Annotated in this window: 23 protein-coding genes; 14 read left to right on the top strand and 9 right to left on the bottom strand. The window is 64.7% G+C overall.

The genetic code is table 11. The features are described 5' to 3' along the window. Nucleotides 1–365 precede the first annotated feature (365 nt). The 5 genes from ACP15D_RS11070 to hemC all read right to left on the bottom strand — a co-directional run bounded on the left by ACP15D_RS11070 (nucleotide 366) and on the right by hemC (nucleotide 6,054). Entirely contained in the window at nucleotides 366–638 is a 273-nt protein-coding gene (locus ACP15D_RS11070) for a hypothetical protein (protein WP_424957553.1), read from the bottom strand. Nucleotides 639–884: 246 nt separating this feature from the next. Continuing rightward, nucleotides 885–2,531, bottom strand: a complete 1,647-nt coding sequence (locus tag ACP15D_RS11065; protein WP_424957552.1) for a heme biosynthesis protein HemY — start codon at nucleotides 2,529–2,531, stop codon at nucleotides 885–887. Between the two features lie 25 nt (nucleotides 2,532–2,556). After that, on the bottom strand, nucleotides 2,557–4,296 hold the full coding sequence (locus ACP15D_RS11060) for a hypothetical protein (RefSeq protein ID WP_424957551.1): 1,740 nt from the start codon (nucleotides 4,294–4,296) through the stop codon (nucleotides 2,557–2,559). A 79-nt stretch (nucleotides 4,297–4,375) separates the two neighbouring features. After that, nucleotides 4,376–5,113 carry a uroporphyrinogen-III synthase gene (locus ACP15D_RS11055; RefSeq protein ID WP_424957550.1) on the bottom strand — a complete coding sequence of 246 codons (738 nt, stop codon included), beginning with the start codon at nucleotides 5,111–5,113 and terminating at the stop codon, nucleotides 4,376–4,378. Further along, a complete protein-coding gene (gene hemC, locus ACP15D_RS11050; RefSeq protein ID WP_424957549.1) occupies nucleotides 5,113–6,054 on the bottom strand; it encodes a hydroxymethylbilane synthase in 942 nt (313 codons plus the stop codon). Before hemC ends, ACP15D_RS11055 begins: the two co-directional genes overlap by 1 nt. 135 nt (nucleotides 6,055–6,189) lie before the next feature. Between hemC and tsaD the strand changes: the two genes are divergently transcribed. From tsaD to ACP15D_RS11010, 8 genes are all read left to right on the top strand, one after another. Further along, entirely contained in the window at nucleotides 6,190–7,281 is a 1,092-nt protein-coding gene (gene tsaD / locus ACP15D_RS11045; protein WP_424957548.1) for a tRNA (adenosine(37)-N6)-threonylcarbamoyltransferase complex transferase subunit TsaD, read from the top strand. 55 nt (nucleotides 7,282–7,336) lie between these two features. Continuing rightward, nucleotides 7,337–8,332 carry an NAD(P)H-dependent glycerol-3-phosphate dehydrogenase gene (locus ACP15D_RS11040; RefSeq protein ID WP_424957547.1) on the top strand — a complete coding sequence of 332 codons (996 nt, stop codon included), beginning with the start codon at nucleotides 7,337–7,339 and terminating at the stop codon, nucleotides 8,330–8,332. 83 nt (nucleotides 8,333–8,415) lie between these two features. Continuing rightward, entirely contained in the window at nucleotides 8,416–8,859 is a 444-nt protein-coding gene (locus ACP15D_RS11035; RefSeq protein WP_424957546.1) for an EVE domain-containing protein, read from the top strand. Then, complete coding sequence (locus ACP15D_RS11030) at nucleotides 8,856–9,536, top strand: class I SAM-dependent methyltransferase (RefSeq protein WP_424957545.1); 681 nt, start codon at nucleotides 8,856–8,858, stop codon at nucleotides 9,534–9,536. The genes ACP15D_RS11035 and ACP15D_RS11030 overlap by 4 nt, the downstream gene beginning before the upstream one ends. Before the next feature lie 231 nt (nucleotides 9,537–9,767). Beyond that, nucleotides 9,768–11,723, top strand: a complete 1,956-nt coding sequence (gene acs, locus ACP15D_RS11025) for an acetate--CoA ligase (protein WP_424957544.1) — start codon at nucleotides 9,768–9,770, stop codon at nucleotides 11,721–11,723. A 165-nt stretch (nucleotides 11,724–11,888) separates the two neighbouring features. Then, on the top strand, nucleotides 11,889–12,746 hold the full coding sequence (locus tag ACP15D_RS11020) for an alpha/beta hydrolase (protein WP_424957543.1): 858 nt from the start codon (nucleotides 11,889–11,891) through the stop codon (nucleotides 12,744–12,746). A gap of 84 nt (nucleotides 12,747–12,830) precedes the next feature. Beyond that, nucleotides 12,831–14,177: an NAD(P)/FAD-dependent oxidoreductase gene (locus tag ACP15D_RS11015; RefSeq protein ID WP_424957542.1), complete on the top strand. Its 1,347-nt coding sequence runs from the start codon at nucleotides 12,831–12,833 to the stop codon at nucleotides 14,175–14,177. Then, nucleotides 14,174–15,061 (top strand): SDR family oxidoreductase, encoded by an 888-nt coding sequence (locus ACP15D_RS11010; RefSeq protein ID WP_424957541.1) that lies wholly within the window; start codon nucleotides 14,174–14,176, stop codon nucleotides 15,059–15,061. The genes ACP15D_RS11015 and ACP15D_RS11010 overlap by 4 nt, the downstream gene beginning before the upstream one ends. Here ACP15D_RS11010 and ACP15D_RS11005 read toward each other — a convergent pair. Both ACP15D_RS11005 and ACP15D_RS11000 read right to left on the bottom strand, forming a co-directional pair. Then, the gene (locus tag ACP15D_RS11005; protein WP_424957540.1) at nucleotides 15,048–15,758 is read right to left on the bottom strand and encodes an extensin family protein; all 711 of its coding nucleotides are present in this window, start codon (nucleotides 15,756–15,758) and stop codon (nucleotides 15,048–15,050) included. The two genes, ACP15D_RS11010 and ACP15D_RS11005, sit on opposite strands and share 14 nt — an antisense overlap. A gap of 90 nt (nucleotides 15,759–15,848) precedes the next feature. Then, complete coding sequence (locus ACP15D_RS11000; RefSeq protein ID WP_424957539.1) at nucleotides 15,849–16,037, bottom strand: DUF1674 domain-containing protein; 189 nt, start codon at nucleotides 16,035–16,037, stop codon at nucleotides 15,849–15,851. 107 nt (nucleotides 16,038–16,144) lie between these two features. On the opposite strand from ACP15D_RS11000, the gene htpX reads away from it, so the two are divergent. The 6 genes from htpX to ACP15D_RS10970 all read left to right on the top strand — a co-directional run bounded on the left by htpX (nucleotide 16,145) and on the right by ACP15D_RS10970 (nucleotide 22,878). Further along, nucleotides 16,145–17,095 (top strand): zinc metalloprotease HtpX, encoded by a 951-nt coding sequence (htpX, locus tag ACP15D_RS10995; RefSeq protein ID WP_424957538.1) that lies wholly within the window; start codon nucleotides 16,145–16,147, stop codon nucleotides 17,093–17,095. After that, complete coding sequence (locus ACP15D_RS10990) at nucleotides 17,095–18,489, top strand: RsmB/NOP family class I SAM-dependent RNA methyltransferase (protein ID WP_424957537.1); 1,395 nt, start codon at nucleotides 17,095–17,097, stop codon at nucleotides 18,487–18,489. Before htpX ends, ACP15D_RS10990 begins: the two co-directional genes overlap by 1 nt. A gap of 136 nt (nucleotides 18,490–18,625) precedes the next feature. Then, nucleotides 18,626–20,344 carry a heparinase II/III family protein gene (locus tag ACP15D_RS10985; protein WP_424957536.1) on the top strand — a complete coding sequence of 573 codons (1,719 nt, stop codon included), beginning with the start codon at nucleotides 18,626–18,628 and terminating at the stop codon, nucleotides 20,342–20,344. Continuing rightward, nucleotides 20,341–21,927, top strand: a complete 1,587-nt coding sequence (gene purH, locus ACP15D_RS10980) for a bifunctional phosphoribosylaminoimidazolecarboxamide formyltransferase/IMP cyclohydrolase (RefSeq protein ID WP_424957535.1) — start codon at nucleotides 20,341–20,343, stop codon at nucleotides 21,925–21,927. The genes ACP15D_RS10985 and purH overlap by 4 nt, the downstream gene beginning before the upstream one ends. Before the next feature lies 1 nt (nucleotide 21,928). After that, nucleotides 21,929–22,444: a GNAT family N-acetyltransferase gene (locus tag ACP15D_RS10975; protein ID WP_424957534.1), complete on the top strand. Its 516-nt coding sequence runs from the start codon at nucleotides 21,929–21,931 to the stop codon at nucleotides 22,442–22,444. 89 nt (nucleotides 22,445–22,533) lie between these two features. After that, nucleotides 22,534–22,878: a hypothetical protein gene (locus ACP15D_RS10970; protein WP_424957533.1), complete on the top strand. Its 345-nt coding sequence runs from the start codon at nucleotides 22,534–22,536 to the stop codon at nucleotides 22,876–22,878. Between the two features lie 33 nt (nucleotides 22,879–22,911). Here the strand turns inward: ACP15D_RS10970 and ACP15D_RS10965 are convergent, their stop codons facing one another. After that, the gene (locus tag ACP15D_RS10965) at nucleotides 22,912–23,421 is read right to left on the bottom strand and encodes a hypothetical protein (RefSeq protein ID WP_424957532.1); all 510 of its coding nucleotides are present in this window, start codon (nucleotides 23,419–23,421) and stop codon (nucleotides 22,912–22,914) included. A 62-nt stretch (nucleotides 23,422–23,483) separates the two neighbouring features. After that, nucleotides 23,484–24,884: an MFS transporter gene (locus tag ACP15D_RS10960; RefSeq protein ID WP_424959222.1), complete on the bottom strand. Its 1,401-nt coding sequence runs from the start codon at nucleotides 24,882–24,884 to the stop codon at nucleotides 23,484–23,486. Between the last annotated feature and the right edge of the window lie 52 nt (nucleotides 24,885–24,936).

Genomic DNA, 24,936 nt, shown 5'->3' with positions numbered 1-24,936 from the left:
GCAATCGAACCAGCGGTAGTCTTCCTACGGACGTAACAAAGTTTCACATGCGCGACCTTCGCTTTTCCCGGTGAGGCAAAAGCGGCTGAGGCGGCTATTTTGATCGGTGTCGAGGGCCTACTGGCGCGCACTCATTGAGTCGGTCTATCGCGGTGGTGCCGATTTATGCGGAAATTGAATGAGATCTGATCGTGCAATGGAACTTGGCTATTGCGATGCTGTGAGCTGGTGGCAAGTGGTGTCGGGAATATATCCCAGTCCGCGCTTCATATTCGATGACGGCAATGACGTGAATGTTGCTCTTAGGCGCGGCTCGCTCCGGGAAGAAATGCCTGAGAGGCGAGCCGCGCTAAATCGAAGTTCGGCTACTTCCAGCCGGCTTCCTTGTCGCAAGCCTTCACCTCGTCGGGATGCGTCTTTTCCCACTCGGTGATCGACTTGGTCTCACTGTCGCTCATCGCATTGTTCATGCAGACGCAGTACTTGCGCACCACATCTTCGGTGGCGCCTTCCTTCTTGTTGTCGGCGATGCACTGGTTGATCCACGTGACGTCGTCCTCGGTCGTGTCGGCATGCGCGGAGGGAGCGGCCAGTAGTGCGACCGTGGCAATCAACAGTGCGAAACCCCTGACGGACATAGGTGCTCTCCGAATGTTTCAGCCGCGGGACGCGGCCGGCCGGCACGCTACGCGGGCCGTGTCCGGTACGGCAGTAGTGAGCAGCTGGCTGGTTGTGGAGAGCGCCGGAAATGACTGGGGGTGTGGCCTGGGGCATAGCGGGCGCCCGCTAGGGCGCGCGGCACCCCATTGTCTTGATAAGACGCACCATTCACGCTTCGGCCGCGGTGGGCCGAAGCGTATTTGCGCCCAAAGCGCGAGGAGAGACTAGGCGCGTTGCGGCCTGAGGGGCAGGTCGGGATCGCTTTCCCCGAAGTCCGCGCCAGGATCATCAGGCGCGCGCGGAGCGACGAACACGCGCGTCGGTTGCTCGCCATTGCGACCTTTGATCGTCGGCGTGCGCCGGGATGATGCCGCCGTCGTCGTGACGGCGGTTACGTCCGTCGCGGTAGCCTTGGCGGCAGCGGGCTGGTCCGGTCGTTCGGCGCGCGGAGACGCCGCCGGCGCGATGCGCGCAGATGCTTCGTCGTCAATCGCGCTGCGCGGGGCATCGTCGTCGTCGTCGCTGCGCATGCCGAGTGCGGCTAGCTCCTCGAGCTTGCTGGCGAGCGCGGCGTCGGCATTTTTCTCGACCGTCTCGACGGGCACGCGCCACTGGAACGCATCGAGCGCGCCCGAGACGGGGGAGACGGGCATCCAACGGTCGGCGACAATGCCGTCGGCGGTCCATGCGGGGTCGCGCGGGGCGTTGACGGCGCGGGCCAGCCACTCGCGCACGCGGCCCTTGTCTGCATTCTGCTCGCCGTCGATGCGCGCCATCAGCGTCGCGACACGCTGAGTCATGCGCGAAGGGATCAAAGGCTCCAACGCGGCACGGGCTTCGTCGAACTGATGCGCCTCGATCGCGGCATTGGCGACGGCGATGGGCGCTTCGATGGAGTTGGGACTGAGCGCGGCGAGCTGGCGTACGCGGTCGAGGCGGTCGCGCGGGCTATCGCCGATGCGGGCGTACGCGTAGGCGGTTGCCAGATCGGGATGGGGGGCGCGGCTCCAAGTGCGCTGCAGGATCTTTGCTGCGCGCGGCGTGTTCCCGCGCGACGCCAGAAGGCGTCCGGCAATGGCGGCCGCGGGCACGAGATCGGTGGCAAGGCCGTTGGCTTCGACGGCCAGATTCAGGGCGCGCTCGGGATCTGCTTCTTCGGAAGCCTGCGCTTGCGCCGTCAGCAGCACTGCGCGGCGACGGTCGGCCAACGGGCGTTCGATATGGCCGTTCTTGCGTGCGACGGCGAGAGTATCGAGTGCTCCCTCCCAGTCGCCCTCACGGCATTGCAGATCGAAGAGCGCGTCGACGGCCCACGCAAGCTTTGGGTTGAGCGCAATTGCGCGCTCAGCGAAATGGCGGGCAGCTTCTGTTTCGTGCTCGCGCTGGGCCTCTAGGAAAAGACCGCGCAACCCGAGCTGCTCGGTATCGGGCGAGGCGAGCATGGCCTCGAAGATTCGGCGCGCGGTGGTGCGGTCACCGGTGAGTTGGGCGGCCTGGGCCCGCAGGAGATGCGTCAGCGGCTCGTTGGGCAGCGATTTGCGTGCCTGGATGGCAGCACGCGTGGCGGCGGTTTTGTCTCCGGCCGAGAGCGCGATCATGCCGCTGGAGAGCGCATCGAGCCCCAGCTTCTGACGGCGCTTGCTCAGCACGTTGCCGACGGCAGCGGGGCTGTACCAGATGTTGCGAACGATCGACCAGCCGGTGAATGCGACAGCGACGAAGACCGCCAGCAGCACGGTGGCGCGGAAGACGCTCGTCTCGATGTGGTAGCCCTGCCATTCCATGATCAGCTCACCGGGGCGGTCGGCAAGCCAAGCCAGCCCGGCGGCGATAAGTGCGATGGCAACGATGAATGCGATGAGGCGGAGCATGCGACGCAATCTCTACTGAAGCGCTCTACTGAGCGGCTTTGCCGGAATCGGGGGCGGGCGCGGCGGCGAGTGAGGCCTTGAGCTGGGATTCGACCGATGAAAGGGCGTGATCCACGGCTTCACGGGCCTCAACCTTAGTCAGGAACTCGGCGGCCGCCTCACGTGCAGGGGCCGGCAGGGTCTTTGCCAGTTCCAGAACGTCGGTGAGCCGATCTTCGTTCAACGCTGTTTCGATGCGGGCCACGGTCGCCTCGGTGCTCTTGTCCTCGGCGTTCGGCGCGGTCTTGCGGACGCGCACCACCGACTTTGCGCCGGCCAGCAGACGGTCGACGATGGAGCCGTCCTGCTGCTGCTCCTCGGCGTCGATGATCGTGAAGGCGATCGGCTTGAACTGCTGGCGCAGCTCAGTCGTGGTGGGGACGCCCTCTAGAGCGAAGCGGTCCAGCGGCGCGAGGTCCACCACCCCGCCAGCGACCTTGCGGGTCTGTTCGAGTTCAGTCGCATATGGCTTGCCGCGATCGATGGCGCGCTTGAGGTTGGCGAGCTCGAGCGAGAGCACGATGCGCTCGGCGGTGCTGCGGCGGTCGCCTTCACTCTTGAGGACTGTTTCTACGTCCTGCTGGAGCGCAGCGAGCTTGTCGGACAGCGGAGTGACCGCAGTCGAGACGTCCTCGGGGCGGGCGAAGGCGGCCAGGCGCGCGTAGACGTCGGCCTTGAGGCGCTTCAGATCCTCTTGAACGGTCTGGAGCGCAGCGCTGGTCTGATCGACGTCCGTCTTGAGGCTGTTAAGTCCAGTCGAATTCTCGGTGGCCTCGGCCTTCAAGGTGGAAACCTCGCGGTCGAGACGCTGGGCTCCGGCGCGGGCGGCCTCTCCGGCCTCCGTGGCCGTACCGATGCCGGTCGCAAGCTGCTCGGCTACACCTTTGCGCAGCGCGTCGAGCTGGATCGACATGGTCTGCTCAAGGTCGGCCAGTTTGCCGGTGATGGCCGCGAGCTGGGGAATGCGGCCGCTCTGCGGATCGCTCTCGGCAACCTTCGCCATTGTCGCGAGCTGTTCCTCGAGCTTCGTGACGCGCTCGGCTTCCTGCGAGCCTTCGCCCTGGGTGCTGAGCTTCTCGTTCAGAGAGTTGAGGGTCTTGTCGAAGTCAGCCTGCTTCTGGCTGATGCCGCCGATGTTGGTATCGAGTTGCTCAACCTTGCTGAGTTTCGCTTCAGCGGCGGCGAGCCGGGCGGCGAGCTCCGTCGAGGCGGAGCGCTGGTTGCGGGACGCTTCGAGCGCTGTGAGGCGCTGCTCGAGCGCCGTCGTCTTGTCGGGCTCGCTTGTGAGCGAGATGCCGAACTGGCTGACGAGAGCATCGGCGGCCAGAAGCGCAATAAGACCGCCAACGAGGCCGGCCGCGACGTGGGTGAAGAACCCGCCATGGCCGCGTGCAGCGGGGGGCTGGGCGGCGCCGGGGGGCGGGGCACCGGCCGCCGGTTTGGCGTCCTTACCGGGCTTGTCGCTCTTGGCGTCTTTGTCGGCCTTGGCGGCGTCGGGCTTCGTCGCTGAGGCCGGCGCGCTGGAAGCGCTGCTCGCGGCCGAGGCGGATGAGGTTGCGGTGGTAGACGGCTTATCCTTTGCCGAGGCGTCGGCGGCAGCCGGCTTCGCGGGTGCCGGGGGCGTCAGGTCCTTAGCCTTGAGATCAAGGGTCGCATGCGGGCGGGAGCCCTGTGCGGAGGCGGAACCCGCCGGCTTGTTCTCGGGCTCTTTCTTGTCGGCCGTCATTTCTGAAATACCTCGCTGCGGATACGTCCGCTCCTCGCCGTTTGGGCGTGAAGCATTGGCATGCGGGCTGGACGCTAGCCTACACTCCTGACCAGAGCGTTGCTACACGGGCAACTACGGACAGCATCGCCTCCAAGTTCGGGCTCTCGGCCACCTCAATCTTGTTTGGGGAGAGAGGCTTAACGGCCGCGGCCACGGCCGGAGAGAGGCACAGCAACACGAGGTCGCGGGCCGGCGCTTCCAGGCCGGAAGCCTTGACGAGTTCAGTGAAGATTGCGCCGGTTCGCGGCGACATCAAGATGACGGCGTCGAGTTCTTGGTTTTGCAGTAAAGCCTGGGTTTGCGGGGTGAGGGCGCCGGCGGGCTTGCTGCGGTAGGCAGCAATTTCGCGCACGGCGATGCCATGGGCCGCAAGCGCTTCCTTTAGGTCGAAAGCGACTACATCTCCGCGGAGATGGGCAAATTCGCCTCCTAGGCTGCCAGACTGCGCGGTTATGATCGGAACCAGCTCGGCCCCGGTGCCAGGCCCCGTGACGATGTCGGAAAAGCCAAGCTCGCGGGCGAGGCTGGCCGTTCCCGGGCCTACAGCAATCATTGGCAGCTTGCGTGCGGTATCGAACGCTTGGCTTTGGGCGAGAGCGCGCACGCCGTTGCGACTGGTGACGATGAGCGCCGTTGTGCCTTCGAGCGCGCGGTTCTCGATGGGGAGCAGTTCCATCTGCAACAGGGGCTCGGCCACGACGGAATGGCCAAGAGCTTCCAGTTGCGCGCTGAAGGCGGCGGCTTCTGCCTCAGGCCGGGTGATCAGCAGGCGCATCAGCCGGCCGCGTGAAAGTCAGGTCCGGCGGCGTCCAGGATGGTGCGGGCGACCTGCTCTCCCAGCGTGACCGCGGTGTCGTTATCCGCGTCGGCCGCGATGTCGGCAACATGGACGCGCTGGCCGTCGGTGGAGAGGACCTCGCCGCGCATACGCAGCTTGGCGCCTTCGAGCTGCGCAAATCCTGCAATTGGGGTGCGGCAGGAGCCTTCGAGCTGGGCGAGGTAGGCGCGCTCGGCGGCGACGCACAGAGCTGTATCTGCGTCGTTCAGCGGTGCGAGCAGGTCTTCGATCTTGCTGTCACCGGTGCGGATTTCGATGCCGATGGCGCCCTGCGCAACGGCTGGCAGCATGACGTCATCGTTCATGATCGCGGATATGTGTTGGGACAGCCCGAGGCGGTTGAGCCCCGCGCAGGCGAGGAAGGTCGCGTCGGCGACGCCTTCCTCCAGCTTCCGCAGCCGCGTCTGCACGTTGCCGCGGAACTCGACGACCTTGAGGTCGGGGCGGGCGCGAAGAACCTGCGCGCGGCGCCGCGGCGAGGATGTGCCAACGATGGCGCCAGCCGGCATTTCAGCGAGCGCGGAATACTTGAGGCTCACGAAAGCGTCGCGCGGGTCCTCGCGCTCGAGGATGGCTGCGATGGAAAGGCCGGTGGGCAGGAACGCAGGCACATCCTTCATGGAGTGGACGGCGAGATCTATGTCGCCGGCGAACAGCGCCTCTTCCAGCTCTTTGGTGAACAGACCCTTGCCGCCGGCCTCGATCAGGGGGCGGTCGGTGATCTTGTCGCCCGTCGTCTTGATGATGACGATCTCGCACTGATGGTCGCCAAGGCCGTGGGCGGCAGTGAGGCGCGCGGCCACCTGGTGCGCCTGGGCAAGGGCGAGGGGCGAGCCGCGCGTGCCAATGCGGACTTTCACAGCCTCTTCAACTTGCAAGCTCGTCTCTCCGGGTGCTACGCGAACGACAAATCAGCGGCCGGCCCTGGTGCGGGCCCGCGGCGGCGACATCTATGCCCCTGCCGGCCTGTGAACGCAAACGCGGTATCGTCTCTACCCAAGATGCAAGAAGCAATGGCAACGAGTGCGCAACCCAGCCTTGTGCTGGGCATCGAGACGAGCTGCGATGAGACCGCTGCCGCAGTGGTTCTGCGCACTCCCGAGGGTGACGGCCGCATCCTGTCCAGCATCGTGCGCACGCAGTGGGAGAAGCACCGGCCGTTCGGAGGCGTGGTGCCGGAGATCGCGGCGCGCGCGCATGTCGAGTGTCTCGATCTACTTGTGCGGGATGCGCTGGCCGAGGCCGGTATCGGACTTGGCGACCTGTCGGCGGTTGCGGCGACGACGGGGCCGGGGCTCATCGGCGGTTTGATCGTCGGTGCGATCACCGGCAAGGCGCTGGCGCTGGCGCAGGGGCTGCCATTCATTGGGGTACATCATCTGGAAGCGCACGCTCTCACCGTGGGGCTCACCGAGGCGATTGCGCCGCCGTATCTGCTGCTGCTCGTTTCGGGTGGGCATACGCAACTCTTGATCGTGCGCGGCGTTGGCGACTACGAGCGATTGGGAACGACGATCGACGATGCGTTGGGCGAGGCTTTCGACAAGACCGCGAAGCTGCTCGGCCTAGGTTTTCCAGGTGGTCCGGCAGTAGAGCAGGCTGCGCGCGGAGGACGTGCCGAGCGTTTCGATCTGCCGCGTCCGATGGTTGGGCGGCCGGAGCTGCACTTCTCGTTTGCAGGACTGAAGACGGCGGTCCGCCGTCTCGCGGAGAAGCTGGCGCCGCTGAGCGATCAGGATGCAGCGGACATCGCGGCTGCCTTCGAGGCTGCCGTTGCCGACGCTGTCGCAGATCGCTGCGCACGCGCGATGGACGTGGCGCAGGTGCGCATCGGTGAAGTCGCGCCGTTGCGGCTGGTGGTTGCGGGGGGTGTTGCAGCCAACGAGAAGCTGAGAGGGCGTCTGCAGCAACTTTGCGAGGTGCGGGGCTTCACGTTTCATGCGCCGCCAATCGCCCTGTGTGGCGACAATGCTGCGATGATCGCGTGGGCGGGAGCAGAGCGGCTTGCGCGCGGTCTCGTCGATCCGCTCAGCGCACCCGTGCGTCCGCGCTGGCCGCTCGATATGAATGCGGCGCCTGCAATTGGTGCGGGCGTGAAGGCATGAAGCCGGCGTCTGTGCTAACAAAGGCGTCGGGCGAGTTTTGCGGCGGGGGCCAGCGGTGAAGATCGACAGGATTGGCATCGTCGGGGGCGGCGCCTGGGGAACGGCCCTGGCGCAAGCGATGCGGCATTCGGGGCGCGATGTTGTGCTGTGGGTGCGCGAGCCGGATGTGGTGAGTGCCATCAATGCGCACCACGTGAACGACACCTTTCTTCCTGGCGTCGCGCTCGATCCCGGTATCCGGGCCACCGGAGAGTTGGCAGACGTGGCAGCGGCCGATGCGCTGCTGCTGGTGGCGCCCGCGCAGCACGTGCGTTCGATGGCGCGTGTGCTTCGGCCATCGCTGCGTGCAGGGCAGCCTGTCGTGATGTGCGCTAAGGGCATCGAGCAGGCGAGCGGCCAGATGATGGGCGATGTGATCGCCGCCGAGCTGCCAGATGTGACGCTGGCGGTGCTGTCGGGGCCGAGCTTTGCCGCGGATGTCGGGCGCGGGCTGCCGGCGGCGCTGACCGTTGCGTGTGCGGACGAGACGGTCGGGTGCCTTTTGGCTGAACGTCTCGGCGGACCGGCATTCCGCCTTTACTGGACCAATGACGTCGTCGGTGTCGAGCTGGGCGGGGCATTGAAGAACGTGCTGGCGATCGCTGCGGGTATCGTCGACGGAAAGGGTCTGGGCGCGAGCGCGCATGCAGCGCTGGTTACGCGCGGATTTGCCGAGATGCGGCGTCTTGGAGCGGCGCTGGGGGCGCGTCCGGAGACGTTGATCGGGCTTTCGGGGCTAGGCGACCTCATCCTTACGTGCGGGAGCCCGCAGTCGCGCAACATGTCGCTGGGGCGGTCGCTGGGGCGCGGGGAGTCGCTCACTCAAGCGCTGGCGGGCAAGCTTGCGGTGACTGAAGGCGTCTATACGGCGGCCGCGGTGAAGCGCATTGCGGAGGAGAAGGGCGTCGAGATGCCGATCGCCTGCGCGGTCTGCGATGTGGTCGAAGGAAAGCTCGGGGTAGATGCCGCCATCGAGCAGCTGATGCAGCGGCCCTTGAAAGCCGAAGACTGAGCTTGGCGCATTGCGGTGTCTACGCTTGACAGCGGCACCGGCGTGCGCGACGCCCGTTTCGACACAGATTCAGGAAATGCACCATGCCGGCCTATTGGCTGATGAAATCCGAGCCAGATGCATTCTCGTGGAACGATCTCGTCGCCAAGGGTGCAAAGGGCGAGCCGTGGAGCGGGGTGCGCAACTTCACTGCGCGCAATTATATGAAGGATATGAAGGTCGGCGACCTTTGCTTCTTCTATCACTCCAACATCGGCAAGGAGGTGGTTGGGGTTTGCGAGGTGATCGAGCCGGCTCATCCCGATCCAACTGACGACACCGGCAAGTGGGAGTGCGTTGACGTGCGTGCCGTGGAGGCGATGCCCAAGCCGGTGACGCTCTCTGATGTGAAAGAAAATCCGAAGCTTTCCGAGATGTCGCTGGTGAAATCGTTCCGGCTCTCGGTGCAGCCGGTGACGGCGGGGGAGTGGGCAGAGGTGTGCCGCATGGGCGGATTGAAGCGACCCGCGAAGAAGTCAAAGAAATGACCAAAACGGCGGCGCGGCTCGACCTGAACAGCCGAGAAGCCGCGCAAGCGTTCATTGCCGGCAACACGCAGGTGCTAACTCCACCGCTCGTGCCGGAGATCCGCCTGCATCTTGCCGAGGAGTCGCTGCCGATCTGGCAGAAGACTGAAGACGAGCTTGGCGAAATGAATGTGCCGCCGCCGTTCTGGGCCTTCGCCTGGGCGGGTGGGCAGGCTCTGGCGCGCTATATTCTCGACAATCCCGGGTTGCTCGCGGGCAAGAAGGTGCTGGATCTGGGCTCAGGATCGGGGCTCACGGCAATTGCCGCCATGCAGGCGGGCGCCGCGTCGGCTCTGGCGTCGGACCTCGACCGTTTGTCGCTGGCGGCAGTCGACCTGAACGCGAAGCTCAATGGCGTTGCCGTCGAAACGACGGCGGAGAACCTGCTCGAGAGCGAACCGGGGGATTTCGATGTCATCCTCGTCGGCGATCTCTTCTATGAGCGCCAACTCGCGGAGCTCGTCACCCGATTCATCGACGCTGCGGTTGCGAAGGGGGCGGTAGCGTTGATCGGGGATCCGCAGCGCAACTATTTTCCCAAGGGGCGTTTTCAAGTCGCGGCGGAATATCGGGTTCCGGTGTCGCGTGAACTGGAGGACGCCGAGATTAAGCGAACGAGCGTCTGGCGCCTTGGCTAGCACCGATCACGGGATTAGGCTGAAAAACCAGCGTCTCGGCGCCATTTTGCACTGTAGCTTCTCCCTTTGACCGATGTCATTGGGCTGCCGTCCTTTGTCTGCATGGTGCTGCGATAGGAGCGAGAGCGGTTCTGCTGTGCGCGGATCTGTCTTCGCCCAAGTGCCAAATTGCCCTCACGAAGCGCCGTCGTCATAATGGCGGCAACGATGAAAAATTCTGGGAGAACGCCCATGTCGGGGAAGGTTTATCCGGTTCCGGGTGAATGGCGTGAGCGCGCCTTCATCGATGAGAATGGCTACAAGACGCTGTATGAGCGCTCGGTGAGCGATCCGGACGGATTTTGGGGCGAGGTCGGCCGCCGCCTGGACTGGATCAAGCCGTATACGAAGGTGAAGCACACCTCGTTCGATCCGCACAACGTTTCGATCAAGTGGTTCGAGGACGGCACGCTGAACGTGTCGGCCAATTGCATCGACCGGCATCTGGCGACGCGGGCCGATCAGGTCGCGATTATCTGGGAAGGCGATGATCCGACCCAGGAAGAGCAGATCACCTATCGGCAGCTGCATGAGCGTGTTTGCAAATTTGCAAACGTGCTGAAGTCCTACGGCGTTAAGAAGGGTGATCGCGTCACCATCTATCTGCCGATGATCCCCGAGGCGGCGTACGCGATGCTGGCGTGCGCCCGCATCGGCGCAATCCATTCGATCGTGTTCGGCGGCTTCTCGCCGGAGAGCCTTGCTGGGCGCATCCAAGATGCGGAATCAAAATTCATCGTCACGGCCGACGAGGGCGTGCGCGGCGGCAAGTTCGTGCCGTTGAAGAAAAATGCCGACGATGCGCTGGCGCGTGTCGGCAAGGGCGATGAGAAGATGCTCGTCGTGCGGCGCACGGGGCGCCCCGTGGCGTGGACTGCCGGGCGCGATCTTTGGCTGCACGAGGAAACCGAGAAAGTTTCCGCCGATTGTCCACCTGAGGAAATGAACGCGGAGGATCCGCTGTTCATTCTCTATACGTCGGGCTCCACCGGCACGCCGAAGGGCGTGGTGCATTCGTCCGGCGGTTATCTCGTCTATGCGTCGATGACGCACCAGTATGTTTTCGATTATCACGACGGCGACGTCTACTGGTGCACGGCGGATGTCGGCTGGGTCACTGGGCACAGCTACATCGTCTATGGACCGCTGGCGAACGGCGCCACCACGCTGATGTTCGAAGGCATCCCGAACTACCCGACGCAATCGCGCTTCTGGAACGTGGTCGACAAGTGGAAGGTGAACATCTTCTACACGGCGCCTACCGCCATTCGCGCGCTGATGGGTGCTGGCGACGATTTTGTGAAGGCTTCCGACCGGTCGTCGTTGCGGCTGCTCGGCAGCGTCGGCGAGCCGATCAATCCGGAAGCGTGGGAGTGGTATTATCACGTGGTCGGCGAGGATCGCTGCCCGATCGTCGATACGTGGTGGCAGACCGAGACAGGCGGCATCCTCATTTCGCCGCTGCCAGGCGCGACGGCGCTGAAGCCCGGGTCGGCGACGACGCCGTTCTTCGGTGTGCAGCCGGCGCTGGTCGACGACAAGGGCGCAATCCTGGATGGGGCTGCCACCGGCAATCTCGTCATCCTCGACAGCTGGCCGGGTCAGGCGCGCACGGTTTATGGCGATCACGAGCGCTTCGTGCAGACGTACTTTAGCACATACCCCGGTACCTATTTTACCGGAGACGGTTGCCGCCGGGACGAGGATGGCTATTACTGGATCACCGGCCGCGTCGACGATGTGATCAACGTTTCCGGGCATCGGCTAGGCACGGCCGAGGTGGAGAGCGCGCTGGTTTCGCATCCGAAGGTCGCCGAGGCGGCTGTGGTTGGATATCCGCATAATCTCAAGGGTCAGGGCATCTACTGCTACGTCACGCTCGTCAGCGGTGAGGAGTTTGGCCCCGAGATGGTGAAGGAGCTGACCGCCCACGTGCGCAAGGAGATTGGACCGATCGCATCGCCCGATCTCATTCAGTTTGCGCCCGGCCTGCCGAAGACCCGTTCGGGCAAGATCATGCGCCGCATCCTGCGCAAAATCGCCGAGGACGAGTTCTCCAACCTCGGAGATATCTCGACGCTGGCGGATCCGGCGGTGGTCCAGGATCTGATCGAGAACCGGCAGAACCGGCGCGGCGCGGCGAGCTAAGCTGCCGTAAGGCAATGATATTGAATGCAAAGGAAGGGTGCTCCGCGGGGCGCCCTTTCGCTTTTCCGTCTCGTCTTCTCAATAGGTTTGGCCCGAGTCCCGCGCGGAACAGCGGCGCGGCCGCCGCCACCATAGCCTGTCTTCATCGAACGAGGAGACAGCGCCATGACCGCCACCCTGCACACGACGTCGAAGGACACGGCTTCCAAGGGTTTGCGTTTCGAGGGTGGCAGGGTTGGCGTGCTCTTGTTGCACGGGTTGTGCGGTACGCCGGCGGAGATGCGCTTCGTGGCCATGGGGCTTGCGCGGGCCGGCTATACGGTTCACGTTCCCCAACTCGCCGGTCATGGCAACGAAAACACCGGGCGCTGGCAGGATTGGTACATGTCGGCGCGCGCGGCTCTGATCGAGCTGCGGCGTGAGTGCGATACGGTCATCGTCGGCGGCCTCTGCATGGGGGCGATCCTCGGCCTCCATCTCGCCGCGCGGAACCCCGGCAGGGTGCAGGGCGTGTCCCTGTTCTCGCCGACGCTGTGGATGAACGGCTGGGCGATGCCGTGGACGGCGCGGCTGTTCAAGCTGGTGCGGTCGCGCTGGTTCGCCGGCTTCATGACTTTCCCGGACGCTGCTTCGCTCGGCATCAAGTGCCCCCGCGTGCGCCAGTTCGTGCAGCAGGCCCTTTCTGGTGAGGGCTGCGAATACGGCCGCGCCGGTGTCCCCGCGACGATGGTTCTCGAGCACCGCCGCATGGTCGATGCCGCGAAGAAGCTCCTGCCCCGGGTCAAGCAGCCGACGCTGATCGTGCACTCGCAGGAAGACGATTACGCAGCCATCAACAATGCCGAGTACCTCAAGGGCGAATTGACGGGTCAGGTCGACCTCGTGGTGCTGAACGACAGCTATCACATGGTGACGCTCGACAAGCAGCGTCATGTGGTGGTCGAAAGCACGCGCGCGTTCGTGGCCCGCATCGTCGAGGAAGTGCGCAACATCGCAACGCCTGCGCTGCCGGTTGCGGCTTAAGGGCAGTCGAATGACTGCGCAGCGGGCTGTGCTAGGGTGAGCGCATTGCACGGCCGCACTAAATTTGAACGTATGGATGATCGCATGGCTGCCGAGACGCACTTGCGCGCGGACAATTATTGGGACCGCAGCAAGGTCACACGTGCGCCGGGGCGCAAGATCGACCGCGACGTGTCGGTCGATGTTGCGATCGTAGGTGCAGGGTACACCGGGCTTTCAACGGCATATCATCTGAAGGCAGCCGACCCGTCGCTGAATGTGGCAGTGCTGGAAAGCGAGACGGTCGGGTACGGCGCGAGCGGCCGTAACGCCGGCTTCGTGATGACGCTGTTCGGCGCGTCGCTGGGCCTTATGAAGACGCTGCATGGCGCGGAGAAGGTGCGCGCGGCGCATGCGCATATGGAGCGCTCGATTGCGGCCCTTGAGACCATGCTGGAAGAACACGCGCTCGATTGCGACTACCAGCGCAGCGGATTTCTGAAGGTGGCGACGACGCCGCGGTATGCGGCGCGCATCAAGGACGAGATTGCGGTGCTAGAAGCGCTCGGCATTCACGGGCATCAGTGGATCGGGCCTGAGGAGCTCAGTGCGCGTGTGCAGTCGCCGACGTATCTCGGCGCAATGGTCGAGCCTGGTTGTGGCCTTATCAATCCGCGCAAGTGGGTGGACGGGCTCTCTGGCGTGGCGCAAAGCGCGGGGGCGGTGATCTTTGAGAATTCGCCGGTGAAGAATGTGCGCCGCGAGGGCGGCAAGTTTCGGCTCGAGAGCAACGGCGCGACAGTGACTGCGGAGAAGGTCGTCTTTGCGTCGAACGGTTATACGCACCTCATTCCCGGCATGCGTTCAAAGCAGCTTCCCGCGTTCGTATTCATCGTGGTGACAGAGCCGCTCACCGAGGCGCAGCGCGCGTCGATCGGATGGGCTGGACGTGAGGGCATCGAGGACGGGCGCAACTTCATGCACTTCTATCGCCTGACGCCAGACAACCGGCTGCTTATGGGTGGCGGTCCGGGGTTCGTGCCGCTCGGTGGCCGCATGAATCATGACACGCATCCTGCGGCCTGGCGGCATCTGGAGGAATTCATCACGACGACGTTTCCGGGACTGGCCGGAATCAAAATCGCGCATCGCTGGGGTGGGGCCTTTTCGGTGACGGCGGATTCAACGCCTCAGATCGGCACGCTGCACGGTGGCGCCGCTGCGTATTCGGTTGGTTGCACGGGACACGGCGTTGCGCTGACACACATGAACGGGCGCATCCTTTGCGACTTAATTCTCGAAAAGAAAACGGACCTCACGGATCTCTGGTTCGTCAACCGGCGGGCGCTGCCGCTGCCGCCGGAGCCAATCGGCTCACTGGGCGCCAAGGCGGTGACTGCGGCGATGGCGGTTGACGACTGGTGGTGCGACCGCGGTGCGAAGCAGCCATGAAACCTATCCGTAAGATCGCCGTGATCGGCGCCACGGGAATGCTAGGGCTGCCGGTCGTGCGGGCGCTGGCCGAGGCCGGCTTCGAGGTGACCGCGCTGGTGCGTAACCCGGACAAGGCGCGGCGCGTGCTTCCGAGCAAAGTCGTCGTCGTCGAGGCGGATGTGCGGGACGTCGCGAGCTTGCGGTGCGGCCTGGCAGGGCAGGACGCCGTCTATCTCAGCCTGTCGGTAGCGCCGGGCGAAGCGCCAGGTGATTTTCACACCGAAGAGCAGGGACTGGAAAACATTCTTGCGGCAGCGCGCGATGCTGGAGTGGGGCGCATCGCGTACCTTTCAGCGCTGGTGCACGACACGGACAGCCGCTGGTGGGTGATCGATATCTGGCGGAAGGCGCTGGTGCGCATCAAGGTGTCCGGCATCGCATATACGATCTTCTATCCCTCGAACTTCATGGAGACGCTGGAGCAGCGGCATGTCGTCGGGAAGCGAATGATGATGCTGGGGCGTGCGGAGCACCCCAACTATTGGATCGCGGGCGATGACTATGGGCGTCAGGTTGCGAAGGCATTTGCTTTGCCGGCGGCAGCGGGACGCGAGTACGTCATCCAGGGACCTGAAGCACTGACCTACGATGAAGCGGCAGAACGGTATGTCGAGGCCACGGGGGGCGGGCTGAAGATCATGCGCGTGCCATTGTGGCTGGTGCGGCTCGGAGGGCTGTTCTCGCGCGAGCTCGACTTCAACGCGCGCATCATGCAGGCGGTGCTGAACTATCCGGAGACATTCAAGGCGCAGGATACTTGGGACGAGCTTGGCGCTCCAGCGACGACGATCGAAGCCTTTGCGCGCCGGGACAGCAAGGCTGCTTATGCTACTTGCAGCTGACGAGCGGGCCGCGGTCGAGGTGCAAATGGTCGTGATGCGCCTCGTTGAACTCAGGACCGAGCGCGACGCGGAAATAGTAGCAGGCGCGGCGGTGAGCTTCGCGCAGAAAGCGGCCTTCCGGAGTGTCACGCTTATAGTCGGCAGTGATGCTCATCTGCTTGCCGTTCTCAAGGCGAAAGGCGCCGATGTCGACGGCGTTGGCCAACGAGTGCTGGCTGCGCATGTTGATCCAGCGCTTGTTGCCGATGATGTTTCGGCAGTTGTAAGTGCCCATGTCCTGCACCCAGGCGACGCGGCTGCTGAACATCTGGTTGGCGAGCGGCTGGACGCCGTACTCCATCCATAGCGCAAGTGCAGTCGCGGCTTCGCACGTGAGCTGCCCAAGTCCGATCTCTGCGCCGGCGACTTTGGAGACGCGCACGGCATTGGTCCAACCGCAGCCGTTGGACTGAACCTTATCGGCAATGGGGGTCGCCAGGATGTGCGGGGCTTTTAGGACAGCGCGGCATTGCTGCGGATCGCGGCGGAGAGCGGCGAGCCTGAAGTCGACGAACCAGTGCGGCGGGTCGTCGAGGGAGATGGGGGCGAACGGCGCGTAACGCTGCGGCACCAGGCCGAACCAGAACGCGGCGAAGACGACGAGCGCCAGCAGCAGGGCAAGACAGGCGCGAAGGAAGGTCAGGCCGCGGCGGCGCATGGGGTATTCCTGAAGGCTGTTAACGATTGACTACAGCCTTTGGCGCGGGCCGCCAACAATGGAGACGACCGCCGCCGAGACAGAGTGATGTCAGAAGTCGGAGGCGATGCCGCCTTTTTCCCAGTCGCCGTAGCGGGCGGGGTCGGGGCCGTCGCGGCCACCAACCTCGGGGGCGGGCTTTTTTTGGTTTTCTTCGCGTGCCTTGCGGCGAGCCTCTGCCTCAGCCAGGGCGCGCTGGGCAGCGGGCGTCAACGGTCGCTTATCCGTGTTTGTGCTCATGTCTCGAAGTTGGGCCTCTATCGGGACTGATGGCCGGGACTGGCGGTTGCCAAACTCCCTCTCCATATAGCATCTCTCTGGTTGCTGAAGGCGGAGCTGCGACAACAATGAACTACGTCAAGACTGCCATGCTTCTCGCGGTACTGACCGCGATCTTCGTGGCGCTGGGCGCTTTGGTCGGCGGACAGACCGGTATGGTGTTCGCGTTCATCCTGGCGATGGGGATGAACTTCTTTAGCTACTGGAACTCCGACAAGATGGTGCTGCGCATGTATGGCGCGCACGAGGTCGACGAGCGGACAGCGCCGGAATATTACGGGATCGTGCGGGATCTGGCGCGGCGTGCCGGGCTTCCGATGCCGCGCGTCTACATCATGGACAGCCCGCAGCCGAATGCATTCGCGACGGGCCGCAATCCGGCGAATGCTGCGGTGTGCGCTTCGACCGGCCTTCTGCAGGCCATGCGGCCTGACGAGCTGGCGGGTGTGATGGCGCACGAGCTGGCGCACATCAAGAACCACGACACGCTAACGATGACCATCGCGGCGGCGATCGGCGGTGCCATTTCCATGCTGGCGCAGTACATGCAATTCGGCATGCTGTTCGGCGGCAACCGCGACGGCAATTCGGGTCCGGGCGTGATCGGATCGCTGGTGGCGATTTTCCTAGCGCCGTTGGCAGCGATGCTGGTGCAGATGGCGATCAGCCGCTCGCGCGAATATGTTGCCGACCGCAACGGTGCGGAGATTTCCGGCAGCCCGCTGTCGCTGGCGTCGGCGCTGTCGAAGATTCAGGGCTATGCTCACCGCATACCCAACGAGGAGGCGGAGGCTGCCCCGGCGACGGCCTCGCTGTTCATCATCAATCCGCTGTCAGGGCGCGGCGTCGACAATTTGTTCTCGACGCATCCCAACACGGAGAACCGCATCGCGGCGCTGGAGGCATTGGCGCGGCAGATGGGGCAGACGGCTGTGCCGCGCGGCGATGACCCGGGCGACACGTTCGACGGGCCGTGGTCGCAGGATGCGCGCTCGGCGTCGCGCGGTCCGTGGGGTTGATGCAAGTGACAAAGGGCGGCACGTCGATCATTCCGAAACCGCGGCGTGCCCATTCGCAGCCTCGACAATCGAAACAGAGCGCACCGCCGCTGCCGGGCTTGCCCGCGCGCGAGGCGGCCGTGCGCCTGCTGAGCTCGGTGCTGAACGAGGGGCATGCATTCGACGGGGCCATAGCGAAAGATCTTCAGGCGAGCACATTGGAGCCGCGCGATCGGGCGCTGGCGCGTCTGATCGCGGCGACGGTGCTGCGGCGTCTGGGCCAGCTCGAAGCCATCCTCAACAGCTATCTGGAAAAGCCGCTGCCGAAGAAGCAGGGCGCGCTATGGCCGATCCTGTTGTCGGGTGCGGCGCAACTTTTGTTTCTCGATACACCGCCGCACGCGGCGGTTGGGCTCGCAGTCGAGCAAGCGCGGCGGGATCGCCATGCGGGCCGTTATGACAAGCTGGTCAACGCGTTGCTTCGGCGTGCGGGCCGCGAAGGGAAAGCGGCGCTGGAGCAGCAGGACGCCGTAGCGCTCAACATCCCAGCGTGGATGTTGCAGCGCTGGACGGCTGCTTACGGCTCGGAAGCGGCGCGGGCGATCGCAGGCGCCTCGCTGAACGAAGCGCCCCTGGACGTCAGCGTCAAATCAGAGCCGGAAGTGTGGGCCGAGCGTCTTGGCGGCACACTTCTGCCGACAGGCTCGGTGCGACTTGCAGCGGGAGGGCGCGTCGATGCCCTGCCGGGATTCGCGGAAGGCGCGTGGTGGGTGCAGGATGCGGCCGCAGCGTTGCCGGCGCGACTTCTCGGCGATGTGGCGGATAAGTCGGTCGTCGACCTGTGCGCGGCTCCGGGCGGAAAGACAGCACAGCTCGCTGCCGCCGGGGCGCGTGTCACCGCGCTCGATCTCGTGGGGGCGCGGCTGCAGCGCTTGCGCGCGAATCTCGAACGACTGCAGCTCAGCGCGGAGCTGGTCGAGGCCGATGCGGGAACGTGGTTGCCCGAGAGTCGTTTCGATGCGGTGTTGCTCGATGCGCCATGCACGGCGACCGGCACCATCCGCCGGCATCCGGACATTCTGCGGCTGAAGCGGCCCGAGGATGTCGCCGCGCTGGCAGAGATCCAGAGCCGGTTGCTTGACAATGCAGCGGGGATGCTGGCGCCAGGTGGCACGCTACTCTACTGCACGTGCTCTTTGGAGCCGGAAGAGGGTGCGAATCAAATTGTTCGCTTTCTCGAGCGTCATCCCAACTTCAAACGCCGGGCGATCGTGGCGGGCGAATCAGGGGTCGAGCCAGAGTGGCTGACGCGCGACGGCGATCTGCGCACGCTCCCCTCGCAGCTGTCTTTTGCACAGCCGGAGATGTCCGGGCTCGACGGCTTTTACGCCGCGCGGCTCGTTCTCAACGGTTGATCCGCAGCCAATCGCAATCTGCGCACAGACATAGGACGTCCGCGCCTTGTGTTGGCCGGTGAGCGGCGTTAACCCGAACCTATGGTGGTAGACACATCGAGGCCTGCCCGAGCCGGGTGGGCGCTGCGGGGCTCGCATGGCTGAACTGACGCTCAAGGAGCGGCTGCGCAAGGCTGCGCTCGCGGTGGACGAGAGCGGCAAGCGGCCGGGGTTCGCCAGCGTCATCGGAACGCCGCTGAAGCGTTGGGTCACGGCGAGGAGGCCGGTCGAGCATCTGCTCATCGTGCCCCAAGACCTGCGTACCGCCGATCCGAGCTTCTGGACGGAGCTGGAGCATGGGCAGTTCGGTCTCGCCGGAAGCCTCGTGCTGCTCAAGGGACGCTCGCCGTTCGAGGCGGATGCGCCGAACGCGGCGTGGGCGCGCGAGCTGCATGGGTTCGGGTGGCTGCGCAATCTCGATGCGGTGGGCAGCGAAGAAGCACGCCTGGCTGGGCGTCGGTTGGCCCTCGAATGGACGCTGCGCTTCGGGCACTCGCGCACGGGGGTGGCGGCGGATCCTGCAGTGAGCGCACGCCGGCTGATCTCGTGGTTGTCGCACGCAAATTTCCTCTTGGAAGATGCCGACCCCGAAACCTACGGGGCCATTACCCGCAGCCTCGGGCGGCAACTTGCGCATTTGTCATCGACGTGGCGCGAGGCACCGGCTGGATACGAGCGGCTGCTCGCTGTCATGGCGCTGGCATTTGCGGCGCTGTCGCTGGCGGGGCACGACAAGAAGCTGCGCGATGTTGAAGCTAACCTGGTGGCGGAGCTTTCGTGGCAGGTGTTGGCCGATGGCGGACACATCACGCGCAACCCGGCTCTGCTGGTAGAGCTGCTGCTTGATCTGCTGCCGCTATGCCAGTGCTTCACCGCGCGCGATCGTAAATTGCCACTTGGGGCGAGCGAGACGCTCGAGCACATGCTGCCGATGCTGCGTTATCTGCGTCTGGGTGATGGTATGCTGGCGCGGTTCAACGGCGTTGGGTGCTCAGAAGCGGCGGCGCTCGCGACCGTTGCTGCGTATGACGATGGCTCGCTGGCCCCGCTGAGCGAGGCGCGCGCATCGGGTTATGCGCGCATGGAATGTGGAGCCACAACCATCGTCGCCGATGTCGGCCGGCCGCCGCCGCTCGCTCTGTCTTGCAGCGCGCAGGCGGGTTGTCTGTCGTTCGAAATGAGCGACGGGCGAGAGCTGTTGTTCGTCAACGGCGGTTTGCCGGGGGCTGCGGCTGGCGACTGGTTTCCAGCAGCGCGGGCGAGTGCGAGCCACAACGCGCTGGTGCTAGCGGAGACGTCGTCCTCGCGGCTCATTACGCATCGAAAGATCGAAGCGCTGACCGGCGCTCCGCCCATGCGCTATCCCGAGCGGGTCGAGTGGCATTTGGAGGCGGGCGATGGCGTCGTTCTCGAGGCCAGCCACGATGGCTATTACCGGCGGCATGAGCTCATACACAGCCGGCGGCTGGAGCTTTCAGCGGATGGCCTGCGGCTTCAGGGTCGTGACCGACTGGATGGGCTCAATGGTAAAATCCGCTTGCGCGTCGATCTGCCGTTCGCAATCCATTTCCATCTAACGCCGAGTGCGCGCTGTGGCCGCGGCGACGCGTTCGACGAGGCCGTTATAACGCTGCCCGGCGGCCAGCGCTGGCGTTTCAGCGTCGAGGGCGCTGCGCTCAGCATCGAAGAGAGCGTATATTTCGCTGAAAATGCCGGACCCCGGCCGCGGCAGCAGATTGTGCTGCGTGGTGTGACCTTCGGGGAAACGGAAGTGAATTGGGTCGCCGAGCGACTGCCGGAAGGAAATCTGGAATGACGACTGCCCCGCGCGTTTCCCGCGCGCTTCTTTCTGTCTCCGACAAGTCGGGGCTGATTCCGTTTGCGCGTGCGCTGGTCGACATGGGCGTGGAGCTGATCTCGACGGGCGGGACCTCGGCGGCGCTGCGCGAAGCTGGGCTTGCGGTAAAGGACGTGTCCGAGGTCACCGGATTCCCGGAGATGCTCGACGGGCGGGTGAAGACGCTACATCCAGCTGTGCACGGGGGTCTGCTGGCGATCCGCGGTGATGCTGATCACGAGGCCCAGGTGGCCGCGCACGGCATCGCACCGATCGATCTTCTGGTGGTCAATCTTTATCCGTTCGAGGCAACGGTGGCGAAAGGTGCCGGCTTCGACGACTGCATCGAGAACATCGACATCGGCGGGCCGGCGTTGATCCGAGGCGCGGCGAAGAACCATGCGGGCGTGACCGTTGTAGTGGAGCCGGCTGACTATGAAGCGGTGCTCGACGCGATGCGCGCCAACGATGGTGCGACGACGCTGGAGCTACGCCGGAAGCTGGCGGCCAAAGCGTATGCGCGCACGGCGGCTTACGATGCGGCGATCAGCCAGTGGTTCGCCAAAGAGGTGGGCGATGAGATGCCGGCGTGGCGTTCATTTGGCGGAAGGCTGAAGCTGCCGCTTCGCTACGGCGAGAACCCGCATCAGCAGGCGGCATTTTATGCGTCGGGCGATGTGCGTCCGGGGGTTGCTTCGGCTCAGCAGCATCAGGGCAAGGAGCTCTCCTACAACAACCTCAACGATACGGACGCGGCGTTCGAGCTCGTTGCGGAGTTCGGTGTCGACAAGCCGGCGGTGGCGATCATCAAGCACGCCAATCCGTGTGGCGTGGCGACCGGCGAGAGCTTGAAGGACGCTTATCTCAAAGCGCTGCGCTGCGATTCCGTCAGCGCTTTTGGTGGGATCATTGCTCTCAACGGTCCGATCGATGCGGAGGCTGCGGAGGAGATCACCAAGATCTTCACCGAGGTGGTGATTGCGCCCGCAGCGAGCGAGGAAGCGAAGGCGATCTTCGCGGCAAAGAAGAACCTGCGACTGTTGACGACGGATGGTCTTCCCGATCCGCGCGCGGCTGGCACGTTCGTCAAGTCGCTGGCGGGCGGACTGCTGGTGCAGTCGCGCGACAATGGCGTGATCACCGCGGGCGATCTCAAGGTTGTGACCAAGCGTGCGCCGAGTGCACAGGAGCTGGCCGATCTGCTGTTCGCGTTCAAGGTGGCAAAGCACGTCAAGTCGAATGCCATCGTTTACGTGAAGGATGGGGCGACTGTCGGGATTGGTGCTGGGCAGATGAGCCGGGTGGATTCCTCGCGCATCGCCGCGTCCAAGGCGGCGGATGCCGCGGCCGCACTCGGCTTGTCCGAGCCACTGACGCGCGGGTCGGTCGTGGCCTCGGATGCCTTCTTCCCGTTTGCGGATGGCTTGCTGACGGCGGCCGAGGCGGGCGCCACGGCCGTCATTCAGCCGGGCGGCTCGATGCGCGATGAAGAGGTGATTGCCGCCGCGGACGAGAAGGGTCTCGCGATGGTGTTCACCGGCATGCGGCACTTCCGGCATTGATATGAGCGAGAGCGGCGAGGCTATCGTCCGCTTACGCCCGGCGCACCGCGGCGACTGGGACTTGATCCGCTCGTGGCTGGCACGGCCCGACATCGAAGCCTGGTGGGGGCCTCGGTCGGCAACCGAGGCCGAGGTGAACATCGCTCTCGGGTCGGGGCACGCGCTGTCGCGGATCATCGAGGCGGACGGAAAGCCCGTCGGCTACGCGCACGCGGTCGACGCCACAATTTGGGGCGAGGAGCTGCCTGACGATCTGGAGCCGGGCACTTGGGACCTCGATTTATTCATTGCGTCTGAAGAACATCGCGGCCGTGGCGTGGGCCACGTGGCCTTGGCGAAATTGAAGGAAGAGGTGTTCAGTACGACGCTTGCGACCTTCGTCTGCGTGTTCCCGTCCATACGCAATGAGCGGGCCGTGCGGGCCTACGAGAAGGCCGGCTTCAAATGGAAACGGGTCTGGAACGACCCTTTGATGGGACCGTCGTGGTTCATGATTGCGGAACGTCCGGCAAGATGATCGACGCAATCGTCGCACTTTGTTGTTGTTTTTGAGTATTGGCCCTAAGGTTAACCGCCCATCCATCCAGCATTTGGGGGACCACCGCTGTGAACTCTATCGTCCGCGTGATCATTTTCGTCATCATCGTTGCCGCCATCATTGCCGGCATCGTCTACGTCTATACGCCATTGCCTGCTCCGCACGAGGCTGCGCCTGCTGCAGCTCCGACCGAACCTGCCGCGCCAGCACCTGCGGCTGAACCGGCACCTGCTGCTCCTGCAGAGCCTGCTCCGGCACCAGCCGCAGAGACGCCGGCTGCTCCGAGTGAAGCTACGCCGCCGGCTGAGGCTGCTCCTGCAACACCGAGCGAGCCCGCTGCTCCGGCCGCTGAGCCAGCAACGCCGCCGGCTGAACCGGCGCCAGCCCCGAGTGAGCCGGCACCGTCGCCCTAACCATCGGGGCGATCTTGTCGTGATATCAGGCGCTTAGTGCCACTGTGACTTGGTTGAGGGCTCGTGCTGATCGCGCGGGCCCTCTTCCTTTGGGGCGGGCGTTTCGTCTGTTGGCTTCTGCGCGTCCTTGCTCAACTCGTCGGCCGCTTCCTTCGCCTTGTCGAGCACCTCAGCGGTTGCCTTCTTGGCCTTGTCGAGAACCTCGCGGGCGGCCTCCGCTGCCTTGTCGAGAAGCTTCGTCGACTCCTTCGCCTCGTCGATTGCCTTGCCGCTTTGCTCTTTGCCTTTTTCGATGCCGGCGCCTGCGTGCTCCTTCGCGGCATCGATCGCCTTGAGGATGGCGTCCTTGGCGGCGTCGATGGCTGCGCTGGTGGCATCCTTGGCGTCGTCAATTACTTCGCCGGCGCTGCGCTGAGGCGGCGCGGGCGGCTCGGTTTCCTCGACCTTAGGAGGGTTTTCCGGCGCGGCGGTGCTCTCTGCGGCGACGGCGGCCGCTGCCGGCAACATCAGCAGGGCGGCCAAGAACGGAAGAGGGCGGGTCATCTGCAATCACTCCTTGTCGTGATGCGAAGCGGTGTTGTTACCCCGAAAGATGGGGGTCGACGTCACTGGGCACTAGATGCCGCGGTCGGCTGGCGCACGGGCAGCATCAATACGATCCCGACGATCAGGAACAGCGCGATGGCCGACATGCCGAGCCGCTGGCTGTCAGAGAGCGTCGTGACGAGGGCCACGAGCAGGGGCGCCATGAAGGCGGTAACCTTCCCCGAGAAGGCGAAGAGGCCGAAGTATTGCGTGATCTTCTCGGGCGGGGCGAGGCGGGCGAGCAGCGAGCGACTGGAAGACTGCACTGGCGCCGAGACGAGACCGACGATGATAGCGAAGGCGAGGAATACTCGCTCGCCGGCCGATGAGAAGGGCGCGGAGTCGGCAAGCTTCGGGGCGACGTCTACGAAGAAGAAAACGTGATCCTTGTCGACTGAAAGAATGCCGATGGCGCCGAAGAGCAAGACTATAAGCGCTGACACGATCACGAACTTGGCGCTGATGCGGTCGTCGATGACGCCACCGAGGAGCGCGCCGAACGCGCCGACCAGGGTCAGGATGATGCCGAAGAGACCAAGCTCGAGCGGACCCCAGCCGAAGACGCCCGCACCATAGATGCCGCCGAAGGTGAAGATAGCCGTAAGGCCGTCGGTGTAGATCATGCGAGCGATGAGAAAGAGCATCATGTCCCGGTTGTGCGGCAGCGCACGGACGGTGTCCCAAAGCTCGGCGGTGGCGTGGCGACCATCGCTGACGCGCTTCTGGCGGACGTCGGGCACGAACAGGAAGAACGGGATCATGAAGACGAGGTACCAGAGCGCGGAGAGCGGGCCGACGATGCGGTCGCCTTCGCGCGCTGCGATGTCGAGGGACAGAAGCGGCGAAAGACCAAGCAACGTCTTCCCCGAGCCGTCGACGGGAACGATCAGTCCGGCGACAAGAAAGAGGCTGGCGAGGCCGCCGAAGTAGCCGCAGGCCCAGCCGGCGCCAGATAGGCGGCCAAGCTCGCTCTGCGGGGCAAGGCTCGGCATGAAGGCGTTGGTGAAGACGGCCGTGTACTCGGCGCAGACGGTGGCGCAGACGAACGCGAAGAGGACGATGAAGATCGTCGAACTCGGTGCGGCGGGTGTGGCGATCCAGAGCGTCGACATCGCGGCAGCGAGGATGACCGAGAAAAGGGCGATCCAAGGTTTGCGGTGGCCGCGCCCATCGGCGAAGGCGCCGAGGAAGGGGCTGCCGAGGGCGATGAAGATGCCGGCGATGGCGGCGCCGTAGCCCCATAGGGACTGCCCCTGCGGGCCGTTGCCGACGACGACGTTGGCGAAGTAGGGCGCGAAAAGGAATGTCAGGATCAAGGTGTAGAAGGGCTGCACCGCCCAATCGAACAGCATCCAGGAGACGCGCGCCTTGAGCGGCGCCCGCTGCTTTACTTCGGCAGCAGAGTGAGCGGTCGTTGCCATATCCACGGTTCAGTTCCCCATCCAGGTGCCCCGGCGCCCGCCCTATAGCACG

The organism is Hyphomicrobium sp. 1Nfss2.1, assembly GCF_965243865.1.
Taxonomy (GTDB): Bacteria; Pseudomonadota; Alphaproteobacteria; order Rhizobiales; family Hyphomicrobiaceae; genus Hyphomicrobium_A.
This window is presented reverse-complemented; position numbering and strand designations above follow the sequence as displayed.